We start from the raw sequence: 12728 nt of genomic DNA on the forward strand, positions 1-12728 counted from the left end.
CCACCCCAACTCGGACTAGATAGGGCCCATGTCAATCGCAGCCAAAGCCAACGCCCTCTGGGAATATGCCAACCCTCGCAAGTTTCTTGAAACCAGCGAACGGGTCCTGCCGTTTTTCTGGATTGTCTCGACCATCTGCATCGTTGTCGGTCTGACATGGGGCTTTTTCTTTACACCGGACGACTACAAGCAGGGGTCGACCGTCAAGATCATCTATCTGCATGTTCCGGCGGCCCTGATGGCGATCAATTGCTGGCTGATGATGCTTGCCACCTCATTGGTTTGGCTGGTGCGTCGCCACCATGTCAGCGCGCTTGCGGCACGCGCTGCTGCACCGATCGGGATCGTAATGACCCTGATAGCGCTGCTGACGGGGGCCATCTGGGGACAGCCCATGTGGGGCACATGGTGGGCCTGGGATCCGCGCCTGACATCGTTCCTGATCCTGTTTCTGTTCTACCTTGGCTATGTCGCCTTGTGGGAAGCTATCGAAGATCCGGATACCGCAGCCGACCTGACCTCGGTTCTGTGTCTGGTGGGGTCGGTCTTTGCGATCCTCAGCCGGTATGCGGTGAATTTCTGGAATCAGGGCCTGCATCAGGGCGCATCGGTCATGCGGGCGGGGGCCGTTACCGGGGCGGATACGGAAGAGAAGGTCAGCAATGTCTTTTTCTACCCCCTGCTGGCCTGCATCATCGGATTTGTTCTGCTGTTCATCGCCTTGGTGTTGTACCGCACCGGAACGGAAATTCGCGCCCGTCGTATCAAGGCGCTACAGGCACGGGAAAGGGTAGGCGGATGATCCCCGATCTTGGAAAATATGCAGACGCCGTTTTGTCGTCTTATGCCGTTTCCATTGCCCTTATCGTGGCACTGGTTGCGTTCAGCGTGATGCGCGGGCGCAAGGTGCGTGCGGAAATGGAGAAGGTCGAACAGAGGATGTCGCGCAATGGCTAAAATCTCGCCCCTGATGATTGCGCCGCCTCTGATTTTTGGCGCATTCGCGGTTCTCGCAGGCATCGGCATGTTTCGCGAAGATCCCAACGCCTTGCCCTCGGCCCGCGAAGGGCAACCGGCGCCGCCCGTGGTTCTCACCGAGTTTCCGGGAAAGACCCTTTTCGACGATGAAACGCTGCGCAACGGAGAGGTCAAGCTGGTCAACTATTGGGCCAGTTGGTGCGCGCCATGCCGCGCCGAGCACCCCAACCTCGAGGCTCTGGCGGCTGAAGGCATCCCGGTTTACGGCATCAACTACAAAGACAAGCTGAGCAATGCCGAGGCTTTCCTGGATGACCTTGGTGATCCGTACACCGCCATGGGCCGCGACGAACAGGGCCGAATGGCGATTGACTGGGGTCTGTACGGCGTTCCCGAGACCTACGTGATCGACGGTGACGGAACGATCATTCTGCGCTTTGCTGGCCCGATTACGCAGCGTGTCATTGCAAGCACCATCCGGCCTGCGCTTGAGAAAGCTGCGGGCGGTTCATAAACGATAGCCTCCCGTTACGGACAAAACTTCACCTGTGATGAACGAGGCCGCGTCCGACGCCAGAAACCTGATCACTTTGGCTATATCCTCGGGCCGTCCGGCCCGGCCCAACGCAGTATCCTTCACGAAAAGTTCTGTCAGTTCTTCCGAACGAGGCGCTTCAGGAATGTTGATCGCACCGGGGGCCACAGCATTGACGCGTATCCCGTTTGGCCCCAACTCTTTGGCCATGGCACGGGTCCACAGGTTCAGAGCCGCCTTGCTGGCACCATAAGTGACAGCATCACGGGGCGGCAACACTGCATTCATCGACGAGATACTGACAATGGCGGCGCCCCGTTCCAAATGTGGCAAAGCTGCAGCCAGCAAAGCAGCGGGGGCTAGCAGATTCATATCCAGAATGGCGCGATGCTCCTCCGCTTGGAACTCCTCTTTTGGCGTCGATCGAACCAACCCAGCATTGTTCACGATCACATCAAGTCGTCCAAACCGCTCCATCACTTGCGCAATCACCGCCGCAGGTTGATCAGGAGCCGTCAGATCCGAACGGATCGCCAAAGCTTCCCCCCGCAATAGCCTCGCCGGAGGGTTGGTGGACAACCAAGTGAACGCCACCCTATGGTCGCGGCTCAACTCCTCTACGATGGCGTGTCCAATACCCCGCGCCCCGCCTGTTATCAACGCCACCTTTTCCATAACCACCTCCTGTTTTCAGAGTGCCGCGTATATCCAACTTCTTCTGCTGAATAAAACTTCGGAGCGCGAGGCAGAGCCTTGCAAAAGAAAGGACGCCCGAAGGCGCCCTCAAAACTTTCTTATCCGCTGCGTTCGTCAGCCAGCCTTCGCCAGATTTCTCAGCACGTAATGCAGCACGCCGCCGTTTTCGATGTATTCGATCTCAGGCGCGGTATCGATCCGGCATTTCAACTGGATGGTCGTCTCAGCCCCATCTGCATAGGTGATGGTGCAGGGCACGATCTGCAACGGCTCGACCGTATCCAGACCGTGGATCGAGACGGTTTCGTTCCCCTTCAGACCCAGGGTTATGCGGGTATCTCCACCGGTGAATTCGAACGGGATAACGCCCATGCCAACCAGATTAGACCGGTGGATCCGCTCAAAGCTTTCCGCAATCACGGCTTTGACACCCAGCAGTGCGGTGCCCTTGGCCGCCCAGTCACGGCTTGAGCCCGCGCCGTATTGTTCGCCACCAAACACAACCAGCGGAGTGCCATTAGCCTGATAGGCCATCGAGGCGTCGTAGATCGATGTCTGTTCGCCATCCGGGCCTTTGGTATAGCCGCCCTCAACTCCGTCCAACATCTCGTTCTTGATGCGGATATTGGCAAAGGTGCCGCGCATCATGACTTCGTGGTTGCCCCGTCGCGAGCCGTACGAGTTGAATTCGCGCGGTTGAACCTGACGGTCGGTCAGGTATTTGCCTGCTGGCGTCGTTGCCGCGAATGACCCCGCGGGTGAGATATGGTCGGTGGTCACCATGTCGCCCAGAATGGCCAGAACTTTGGCGCCTTCGATATTCGAGATCGTGCCCGGTTCCGCCCCCATACCCTGGAAATAGGGCGGGTTCTGGATGTAGGTCGACGTTGGCGGCCAGTCATAGGTTTCCTGTTGCGGAACCTCTACGCTTTGCCATTTCTCATCGCCCTTGAAGACGTCCGCATATTTCGACTGGAACGCTTCGCGGGTTACGGTCGCTTCAACCAGTTCCGCGATTTCGCTTTGGGTCGGCCAAATGTCCTTCATGAAGACGTTGTTGCCGTTCTTGTCCTGACCGATAGGTTCGGACGTCAGATCGATGTCGAGCGTACCTGCCAGCGCATAAACAACAACCAACGGCGGCGAAGCCAGATAGTTGGCGCGGACATCCGGTGAGATACGGCCTTCGAAATTACGGTTGCCGGACAGAACCGACGTGGCGACAAGATCGCCCTCGGAAATGGCTTCAGAGATTTCTTTCTGGATCGGGCCCGAGTTGCCGATGCAGGTGGTGCAGCCGTACCCAACAAGGTTGAAACCGACCTTGTCCAGATCTTCTTGCAGTCCAGCGGCCTCAAGATAGGCCGATACAACCTGCGAACCGGGTGCCAGCGAGGTTTTGACCCAAGGCTTGCGGTTCAGACCCAGCGCTGCGGCTTTGCGGGCCACAAGGCCTGCACCGATCATCACGTAAGGGTTCGACGTGTTGGTGCAGGAGGTGATCGAAGCAATTACAACCTTGCCCGACTCCATGGTGTAGTCTTCGCCCTTGACCGCGACTTCCTTGCCCATCGGGCGCTTGAAGGTCTCTTTCATTTCCTTGGTGAAAGCGGCCTTGGCGTTGGTCAGCGCGACGTAGTCCTGCGGGCGTTTCGGGCCTGAAATTGCTGGAACGATTGTGCCCATGTCCAGCGACAGAGTGTCGGTGTAGATCGGTGCATAATCCGGGCCTCTCCAGAACCCGTTTTCCTTGGCGTAGGCTTCGACCAGCGTGATGCGGTCTTCGTCGCGGCCGGTGTTGCGCATGTAGCGAAGGGTTTCGCCGTCGATCGGGAAGAAGCCGCATGTTGCGCCGTATTCCGGCGCCATGTTGGCAATGGTTGCACGGTCAGCCAGCGGCAGGCGGTCCAGCCCCTCGCCATAGAACTCGACGAACTTGCCCACCACGCCCTTGGCGCGCAACAATTCGACAACCTTCAGAACAAGGTCCGTACCGGTGGTGCCTTCGACCATCGAGCCGGTCAACTCAAAACCGATCACCTCAGGGATCAGCATCGAGATCGGCTGACCCAGCATTGCAGCCTCCGCCTCGATTCCGCCAACACCCCATCCCAAAACGGCCATGCCGTTGACCATGGTGGTGTGGCTGTCGGTGCCAACCAGCGTGTCGGGATAGGCAACTTCTTCGCCGTTCTGATCGGTGTCGGTCCAGACCGTCTGCGCCAGATATTCCAGGTTCACCTGATGGCAGATACCGGTGCCGGGAGGCACAACGCGGAAATTGTTGAACGCGTTCTGACCCCATTTCAGGAACTGATAGCGCTCCATGTTGCGCTCGTATTCGCGGTCGACGTTCATCTGGAACGCACGCGGGTTCCCGAACTCGTCGATCATGACCGAGTGGTCGATAACCAGATCGACCGGGTTCAGCGGGTTGATCTTCTGTGCGTCACCGCCCAGGCCTTTGATCCCGTCGCGCATGGCGGCCAGATCGACCACCGCGGGAACACCGGTGAAGTCCTGCATCAGCACGCGGGCAGGGCGGTACGCAATCTCGCGCGGGTTCTTGCCGCCATTGGCACCCCATTCGGCAAATGCCTTAATGTCATCGACCGAGACCGAAAAGCCGCTGTCTTCAAATCGGAGCATGTTTTCCAGCACGACTTTCAACGCGGCAGGAAGGTTGGAGAAATCACCCAAACCGGCCTGCTGCGCAGCGGGGATTGAATAGTAGGAAATGGACTTGCCATTCACGTTCAGGCTGCGGCGTGTCTTGGCGGTATCCTGTCCGACTTTAATGGGCATCGGGTGGCCTCCCTTCTCAAATGACTTGGATTTCGGGCATCGCTGAGTGTTATCTGCATCACCCAAGCCGTTGGTTCAAGGTTCAATAGCACTGGATGTACAATTTTGTATACCATTGCACACATTTAGGCGGAGAATTGCAGATGCCGCCCTCAAGAAACGTTGATTGGCGGTTGAGCGGCAAAACGGCTATCCCAGAGAACACCCGTTCAATCCGAGAGTTTTTATGTTTAAACCCGCTGCTTTGACCGCCCTCGTATCCTGCTTGTTCGCCACCCAATCCATGTCCGGTGAGGATCCTGTGGTGGTTGAGCTGTTCACCTCACAGGGGTGTTCATCTTGCCCGCCGGCGGACCGGATCATGCATGAGCTGGCGAAACGCGACGATGTCATCGGGCTGGCACTGCATGTCGACTATTGGGATTACATCGGCTGGAAAGACGAATATGCCGATCCTGATCACACGTTCCGGCAACGGGCTTATGCCCGTGAAAACGGAAAATCCATGATCTATACGCCCCAGATGATCATAAATGGTCAGCACGATATCGTCGGCGCTCAGGCTCAGGAGCTCGACCGTCTGATTGATGCGCATCTAACGGCCGCCCCCGAGGCAGCGGTGACCGCGACCCGAGACGCAGACGAAGTGACCGTGAGTGTGACACCTGTGGAATTGCCCGAAGGTGAGACCTATGACGTGCGTATCGTTCAGTATTCGCCCCTGCGCCATGCCTCGATCCGTCGTGGAGAGTTAGCCGGGCGGGAGTTGGATTATGCCAATGTTGTCGAAACCTGGCAGATTGCGGGCCAGTGGGATGGGCAAACACCGCAGACTTACTCGGCGCAGCTGGAACTAGACTTGCCAGCCGTCGTGCTTGTGCAAAGGGCCGGTCACGGGCCGATTGTTGCCGCGACATGGGCCAAGTGATCAGGGCAGGTTGTCCGGTTGGACGCCAAGCCCGTTCCAGCTTTTCCAGCGCCGATGGATCCAGAACCACTGTCCCATATGCTGCCGCACGATCTGTTCCAGATCGTCATTGGTGAACTGAGTCATCGTCTTTGGGTCCGTGTGCGGAACGGGATCATGCAGGATGATTTCAAAGTCGATGCCATTAGGCTGGCGCACGGCATAGCACGGTATAAGTACGGCCTTGTACTTGATGGCCAGTTCTGCGTTCAACACGGATGTCACGGCAGGCTTGCCGAAGAATGTCAGCTCTTCGCCCCCCAACGCATGCAGGTCGGATACGATAGCGATAATTCCACCGTTCTTGAGTGACCGGACCATTTCGACCATACCGCGCCGCCCCTGTTCGAACATCGGCGCGCCGGTTTTGTAAAAAGCTTCGACATAGGCGTCGTTGAAATAAGGATTGGCCATCCGCCGGTAAAGGCATCCTATCGGTTTGCCGCTGTGTTTCTGCAGGGCGACGCGTGCGGCCAGATAGTGACCGAAATGCGCCGTGATCATCATCACCGGGCGCCCTTCGGCGATCGCGGCGTCAAATGCAGCAATACCGGGCCCGGATATCTTGGCGTTCACCTGACGTTCGATAAAACCTTCGGGTGAGAAATGCTCCATTATTGCCCGACCGGCATTATCCGACACGTCACGATAGATCTTTGTGATCTCGACGTCAGACAATTCAGGGCAGGTGAGCTTTAGATTCCGGCGGACGCGGGTGCGAAATCCAACGACGGGTGCAAGGGTTTTCATGATTGCACCCATGGTCGCTATGCGCCTTTCATAAGGAAGCAGGCGCATAGCGCTGATGATTCCCTGCAGGAACAGATTGGCGACATAGTATTTTCCAAGCTCAAACCGGCTGAGCTCCGACTTTTCGACGGGCATGGAGGTGTCTCACCGCGTGTTGCGAAATGTTGCCTAAGACATACAACCCGGTACCCGTAACCTCAAGCACCCAAGCGAAATGGCCGCCCCAACGATTTTGTGGGAGCGCCTGTTCCTGCCTCAACCCGTGCTTTCGTCTTCTTCCTTTTCAATCAGCGTAATTGTTCCGGCGTCAGACAGGGCACGAACCGCCCCAACAATCTGGGTCATGGCATCTTCGGCCTCAGATTGCTTGACCCGCCCGCGTTCCGCGATTTCCTCGCGCAGGTTTTCTGCCATACGAGAGGAGATATTCGACAGCAGAAACTCGACAGATGCCTTGTCATCATCCGCGGCGGCACCAGCCAGGGCCGCGACCAGAACAGGCTGATCGACTTCCCGCAATATCGCTGGAACATCACGGGGCGAAATCCGGCTGGAGATATGGGCGAAGGTAAAGATCGACCGGCGCACCAGATCGGCAAAATCAGCGTCGTCCTCATCCAGCGCGTTCAGCAGGTCGTCGCGCGTGGCGGACGCAGACTGGTTCAGGATTGCACCCACCCGCGCGCCCGGACCGTCATTGAAGGCCTGAACAGGCCGCTGATCCAGCTGAGCAGCCAGTGACCAGCCAATACGCTCAACCGCTTCGGGTGTGACATTTTCTGTTTTCGAGATTGCGTAGGTGATCCGCCTCGCCACCGGACCCGGCATGTGGCCCAACATCTGCGCCGCCTGTGCCGTATCCATTTTCGATAGCATCACAGCGGCCACTTCGGTGCTTTCCGCCTGTGCCATGGCCGCAAGGTCATGGGCTGGAATGTCGCGCAACCTTTGCCAGGGATCACCGATCTGACGAACTCCGGCAATTTTGCGCAAACGTGCCGCTGTTGCGGGTGTGATTTTTCCACTGACGGCATCCAAGGCCCCGGCAAGCCCATGTGGAAAGGCCAGACCGACATTGTTCAGGGCTTCGCTGAACTCCTGTGCCACGGCACCCAGGGTCACGCGATCCACAAGACCCATTTCCCCCAATTGATGTGTCAGTTTTTCTTGCAGGTCGTCGGGAAGCTCCTCCAACGGAAGATCGGCGCCTTCGTTCAACAACAGGCGCACGACGACGGCCGCCTTCTGACGGCTGGTTAAAGTCCGGGGAACAAGGCGCGGGCTGTCGCCACCCCCTGCGGGAAACGGAGCCGAAGCCCCTTGAACCGTTTGAATTAATGCGTTGGTGTTTTGCATCTGCCTGTGGAGCCAAAGTTTTCGAACCACAGGCAGATTAGAGAGAGTCGGGTTAAATAACCCTGAACCTTAATAACTGTATGTCAGACCCGTTCGGATCGCTTCACGCAGCGACGCCTCGGCCCAGGTGCCTTCTCCGCCACGGGCCTTTATTTCGCGCCATTGCTCGATCGCCAGATCGGTTCGGCCTTCGGACACAAACCCCTGCGCCATGTAGCTGCGCGCCATAAGATTGTCTGGGTTGGCATTGATCGCGTTTTGATAAAAGACATTTGCCAGTCCAAGCTCGCCCATCTTGCGATAGGTGAAACCCCAATAGGTCAGGACACGATCGTCGTCCTGATCCATGATGCGCAGAATGTCCTGAGCGTGCCCGTATTGCCCGTCATAGGCCAGTTCGCGGACCGCATTATACAGCTGATCATCTGTCAGGTTTGACTTGTCAGGTTTGACGCATTTTCCACGGGTTTCGTCATATACACGGCCGAACAGGCATTTCTTGGTTGTATTCGTCGGTTTCGGCGGGCTGCTGCTGTCACCACCTGCAGCATGGACAGCAGGCGCGAAGGCAAAGGCTTGCAAGGCAAGGGCAGAAGCTAACAAAAGGCGCATTTCTTTACTCCGTTCTCGGGGCTCTTATTGAAATCATAGTGCGATCTACAAAAAAGCTAACAGGGGAACGGACGCTTTTATTCACGAACTGGACAAAAATTGTCAGCTGTTGACAGATTTCGCGCAGCTTTTTGTTTCAGTATCCCACGCCGTACCGGGAGCGCAGGATTGGGTCTGTTTGGAATGCTGCTCGCAGGCAAGCCCGGCCGAGGCCACAAGAACCAGTGCCAATGCGCTTAGGATTGTTCGGATCATGATGTTTCCCTCGTATGGAAAAAGCACATGCAGGATACCGCATTTCCGTTGATCTGGCAAAAAGCAAGGGGGTGCTCTGCACGCGGCAGAGCACCCCCGGCTAACAGACTGAAAAGATGTCCGTTATTCTCCAAACACGCGCGCAAAGATCGTATCGACATGCTTGGTGTGATACCCGAGGTCGAATTTCTCTTCGATCTCCGCAGGGCTGAGTGCGGCAGTTACATCAGCATCCGCCAACAGTTCCTCCTTGAAGTCGGTGCGGTGTTCCCAAACCTTCAACGCGTTGCGCTGTACCATGGCATAGGCGTCCTCACGGCTTACGCCCGCTTGTGTCAGTGCCAACAGAACCCGCTGACTCATGACAAGGCCGGGAAACTTGTTCATGTTCTCGATCATGTTCTCGGGGAAGATCAGCATCTTGTCGACCACGCCTGTTAGCCGTGCCAGCGCAAAATCCAGCGTGATCGTGGCATCCGGACCGATCATGCGCTCGACCGAAGAATGCGAGATATCGCGTTCGTGCCAGAGCGCAACATTCTCCATCGCCGGTATTACGGCGGCGCGGACCATGCGCGCCAGACCGGTCAGGTTTTCGGTTAGCACCGGATTTTTCTTGTGCGGCATCGCCGAGGAGCCTTTCTGGCCCATCGAGAAGAACTCAGCCCCCTCCAGCACCTCGGTCCGCTGCATGTGGCGGATTTCGATGGCAATGTTCTCGATGCTGCTGGCGATAACGCCCAGCGTGGCAAAGAAGGCCGCATGGCGGTCGCGCGGAATGACCTGCGTGCTGATCGGCTCAGGCACCAGCCCCAGCTTGTCACAGACATGTTCCTCGACCGCGGGATCAATATTGGCAAAGGTACCAACCGCGCCGCTGATCGCTCCGGTGGCGATTTCCGCACGCGCATCGCGCATCCGGGACAGGTTGCGGTCCATCTCGGCGTAGAAGCGGGCAAAGGTCAAACCCATGGTTGTCGGTTCGGCGTGGATGCCGTGGCTGCGTCCGATACGAACCGTGTTCTTATGTTCCATCGCGCGGCGCTTGAGCGCGGCCAGAAGCCCTTCAAAATCGGCAATCAGGATGTCGGCAGCGCGGGTCAGCTGTACGTTGAAACAAGTGTCCAGCACGTCCGAGCTGGTCATGCCCTGATGCACAAAACGCGCCTCTTCACTGCCGACATGCTCTGCAAGATGGGTCAGGAAGGCGATAACGTCATGCTTGGTGACGGCCTCGATCTCGTCGATGCGGGCGACATCGAATTCCACATCCTTGGCTTTCCAGACAGCGTCCGCATTTTCGCGCGGGATCACGCCCAGATCCGCCATGGCGTCGCACGCGTGCGCCTCGATCTCGTACCAGATGCGGAACTTGGTCTCAGGCGACCAGATGGCGACCATGTCGGGGCGGGAATAACGGGGAATCATAGGCGACGGCACCTTTTTGCAGATTGGATGAGGCGTTGGCGCGGGGTTTAGCTGCGTGCGAGGTAGGGAACAAGATGCGAGAGCGCATATGAGACGGTTTGCCCTGATTCTTGCCGTCTGTTCGGGCTTTTCAGCAGCAGACGGGTTCGGGAAACTGTATTGCAAAGGACTTGGTGTGGCAGTGACGGGCAGGGTGCCGCTACAAGGCAGGTTTTGTACCCGCATTAGTTCTCATCGGATCATGCCGCCAGTTGGGGTTGATGCCCGTCTTGACCTTGCTGCCAAGCGATGCTGGACAAACAGCACATTGACTGTTCAATCTGAAAGGAAGGAAATAATCAGGTTATTGAGATATGCGTTTGTTTTCACGTTCGATACTTGCCCTCTGTGGTGCTTTTTGCGTCGGCGCAGCTGCACCAGCACTGGCTGACACACCCGTGACCTACACCGAGGAAGGCCGAGCGCTTTTTCGGTTTGACGTACCCGACTTCTGGATCCTTCGCACCGGCGGCCCGCGCGAGATTGAGGATACCGAACTGGGCGATACCCGCGCGGTCGCGCGGGTTATGGGGCTCCGGCCGGTGACAGACGACGCAGTGTGGATGGGTTTCGTATCACCTTCGGGGGTTGGAACAATTCAGGGCGGCGTCCGGTACTTGCAGGATATCGACAAGTTTCTGGTCAAAGACCCGACGACGACCAGCACCAGCGATACCCGTATTGGCGGGTTGCCAGCCCGCGTGTTTCGGGGCACCGGGCACCGGGACGGCAAGGGAGTAAGCTTTTCCGCCACCGTCATTGACCTTCCGCAAGGCCGGGTTGCCATCGCAGTTGCCATTCTGCGGGACGGGGCGGACCCGAGTTATGCAGATGATCTTAACGCCGTTTTCGCGTCGTTCCGGGCACTTCAGTGAGGGAGGGAGCGATGAGTGTTAGACTGATCAAACGGATGTCCCTTGCGCTGGGGTTTGGGATCGCGACTTTGACGCTGTCGGCCTGTGACGGTGTGACGGTCGGGGTCGGGTACGGGTATGACCCGTTTTACGACTCGATGCTGTGGAACGACTATTACCATGACGTTAATGTGGATATTGACGTTGATCGTCCCAACCGGCCTGATCGACCAGTGCGCCCCGAGCGTCCGAAACCGCCTGTGGCCAAACCTCCCGCGCGCCCGCGCCCACCTGTGGCGCGCCCACCGGTTGCCCGCCCGCCCATTCATCGACCGGGCCCGCGACGCTAAGGAACAAAAGGCCGCCTGTCAGGCGGCCTTTCTTATGAAAGAAGCTCGGTCGTTATGTGGGCCGAGCCTTCGAGCGTCCGGTGAACCGGGCACTTGTCCGCAATCTCAAGCAAACGTTGCCTTTGCTCCTGATCCAGCGGGCCGCTCAGGCGGATTTTCCGGCGAAACTGGTCCACCTTGCCGTCATTCACCAATCCGGCATCCTGCGCATGAACTTTGTCATGACACACATCGACGCTGACATTTGTCAGGGGCCAGCCTTTGCGCCTGGCGTACATGCGTATTGTCATCGATGTGCAGGCCCCCAAACCGGCCGAGACAAAGCCATAAGGCGACATGCCCTTGTCCGTACCGCCATAGGATGCGGGCTCATCCGCGACCAGATGGTGGTTTGGACCGGCCTGAATATCCTGCATGAACCCGCCCGGATCTGCTTCTGTTATGCGCACAACGCCCTCTGGCGCACCCGGTGGCGGAGCGGGCGGGCACAGTTTCACATAGCGCGAAACCCAAGCGGCGATGACATCTGCTGCATATTCGGCGTCAGAGGCGCGCGTGATCAGATGATCGGCATCGTCGAGAGTTACAAAGCTTTTGGGGTGTTTCGCGGCCATGAAGATCGCGCTCGCATTGTCGATGCTGACCGTTTCGTCGCGTGGAGCATGAAGGATCAACAGGGCAGCTTTGAGGTCGGCGATTGCAGATGACAGGGCTGATTTGGCAATATCGTCCACAAAAGCCTTACCAATTCGGAAGGGGCGACCACCCAGAGAGACCTCGGCACTGCCGTCCTCTTCGATCTGAGGCAGCGCCGCCTCAAAGTGATGCGATACATGGGCGGGGTCCGCCGGAGCACCCAATGTCACGACGGCTTTTACAGTCGGAATACCAGCCCGCGCCCGCAGCACCGCCGCGCCACCAAGCGAGTGGCCGATCAGCAGTGCAGGTGCCATGTTTCGACCGGCCAGATATTGCGCGGCTGAAATCAGGTCCTCGACATTCGAAGTGAAGGTCGTGTTGGCGAATTCGCCTTCTGAATGGCCCAGCCCGGTGAAATCGAACCGAAGCACCGCGATACCCATGGCAGCCAGACGGGCAGAAAT

At 57.7% G+C, this 12728-nt stretch carries 14 protein-coding genes; 6 read left to right on the forward strand and 8 right to left on the reverse strand.

The genetic code is table 11. The features are described from left to right. Positions 1 to 28: 28 nt before the first annotated feature. Genes AC2FNC_RS06865 through AC2FNC_RS06875 form a run of 3 tightly spaced genes read left to right on the forward strand, consistent with a single transcriptional unit; the run spans position 29 to position 1492 of the window. Positions 29 to 802: a heme ABC transporter permease gene (locus tag AC2FNC_RS06865; RefSeq protein WP_480473412.1), complete on the forward strand. Its 774-nt coding sequence runs from the start codon at positions 29 to 31 to the stop codon at positions 800 to 802. Next, positions 799 to 957 carry a heme exporter protein CcmD gene (ccmD, locus tag AC2FNC_RS06870; RefSeq protein WP_209503508.1) on the forward strand — a complete coding sequence of 53 codons (159 nt, stop codon included), beginning with the start codon at positions 799 to 801 and terminating at the stop codon, positions 955 to 957. Before AC2FNC_RS06865 ends, ccmD begins: the two co-directional genes overlap by 4 nt. Continuing rightward, the gene (locus AC2FNC_RS06875; protein WP_480492951.1) at positions 950 to 1492 is read left to right on the forward strand and encodes a DsbE family thiol:disulfide interchange protein; all 543 of its coding nucleotides are present in this window, start codon (positions 950 to 952) and stop codon (positions 1490 to 1492) included. Before ccmD ends, AC2FNC_RS06875 begins: the two co-directional genes overlap by 8 nt. On the opposite strand, the gene AC2FNC_RS06880 is transcribed toward AC2FNC_RS06875, so the two are convergent. Both AC2FNC_RS06880 and acnA read right to left on the reverse strand, forming a co-directional pair. Further along, on the reverse strand, positions 1487 to 2188 hold the full coding sequence (locus AC2FNC_RS06880) for an SDR family NAD(P)-dependent oxidoreductase (RefSeq protein ID WP_496714865.1): 702 nt from the start codon (positions 2186 to 2188) through the stop codon (positions 1487 to 1489). The two genes, AC2FNC_RS06875 and AC2FNC_RS06880, sit on opposite strands and share 6 nt — an antisense overlap. Before the next feature lie 135 nt (positions 2189 to 2323). Continuing rightward, positions 2324 to 5014 (reverse strand): aconitate hydratase AcnA, encoded by a 2691-nt coding sequence (gene acnA / locus AC2FNC_RS06885; RefSeq protein ID WP_480553798.1) that lies wholly within the window; start codon positions 5012 to 5014, stop codon positions 2324 to 2326. Between the two features lie 226 nt (positions 5015 to 5240). Between acnA and AC2FNC_RS06890 the strand changes: the two genes are divergently transcribed. Continuing rightward, positions 5241 to 5942: a DUF1223 domain-containing protein gene (locus AC2FNC_RS06890; RefSeq protein ID WP_480603212.1), complete on the forward strand. Its 702-nt coding sequence runs from the start codon at positions 5241 to 5243 to the stop codon at positions 5940 to 5942. On the opposite strand, the gene AC2FNC_RS06895 is transcribed toward AC2FNC_RS06890, so the two are convergent. The 5 genes from AC2FNC_RS06895 to purB form a co-directional block, all read right to left on the reverse strand. Continuing rightward, complete coding sequence (locus AC2FNC_RS06895) at positions 5943 to 6866, reverse strand: lysophospholipid acyltransferase family protein (protein ID WP_496714866.1); 924 nt, start codon at positions 6864 to 6866, stop codon at positions 5943 to 5945. A 120-nt stretch (positions 6867 to 6986) separates the two neighbouring features. Then, positions 6987 to 8087, reverse strand: coding sequence for a flagellar motor switch protein FliG (locus AC2FNC_RS06900; RefSeq protein ID WP_496714867.1), 1101 nt, complete (start codon positions 8085 to 8087; stop codon positions 6987 to 6989). Positions 8088 to 8156: 69 nt separating this feature from the next. After that, positions 8157 to 8699: a tetratricopeptide repeat protein gene (locus AC2FNC_RS06905; RefSeq protein WP_480517499.1), complete on the reverse strand. Its 543-nt coding sequence runs from the start codon at positions 8697 to 8699 to the stop codon at positions 8157 to 8159. A 102-nt stretch (positions 8700 to 8801) separates the two neighbouring features. Continuing rightward, the gene (locus tag AC2FNC_RS06910; protein ID WP_480517497.1) at positions 8802 to 8954 is read right to left on the reverse strand and encodes a hypothetical protein; all 153 of its coding nucleotides are present in this window, start codon (positions 8952 to 8954) and stop codon (positions 8802 to 8804) included. A gap of 123 nt (positions 8955 to 9077) precedes the next feature. Next, positions 9078 to 10382 carry an adenylosuccinate lyase gene (purB, locus tag AC2FNC_RS06915; protein WP_480553795.1) on the reverse strand — a complete coding sequence of 435 codons (1305 nt, stop codon included), beginning with the start codon at positions 10380 to 10382 and terminating at the stop codon, positions 9078 to 9080. A 353-nt stretch (positions 10383 to 10735) separates the two neighbouring features. On the opposite strand from purB, the gene AC2FNC_RS06920 reads away from it, so the two are divergent. Next, a complete protein-coding gene (locus tag AC2FNC_RS06920; protein ID WP_496714868.1) occupies positions 10736 to 11296 on the forward strand; it encodes a hypothetical protein in 561 nt (186 codons plus the stop codon). A gap of 11 nt (positions 11297 to 11307) precedes the next feature. Beyond that, positions 11308 to 11625, forward strand: coding sequence for a hypothetical protein (locus tag AC2FNC_RS06925; protein WP_480473402.1), 318 nt, complete (start codon positions 11308 to 11310; stop codon positions 11623 to 11625). 32 nt (positions 11626 to 11657) lie between these two features. Here the strand turns inward: AC2FNC_RS06925 and AC2FNC_RS06930 are convergent. Further along, positions 11658 to 12728 (reverse strand): bifunctional alpha/beta hydrolase/OsmC family protein (locus AC2FNC_RS06930; RefSeq protein WP_496714869.1); only part of this gene is annotated, 1071 nt, incomplete at its 5' end.

The sequence above is a fragment of the Ruegeria sp. BHSA123 genome (assembly GCF_059613425.1).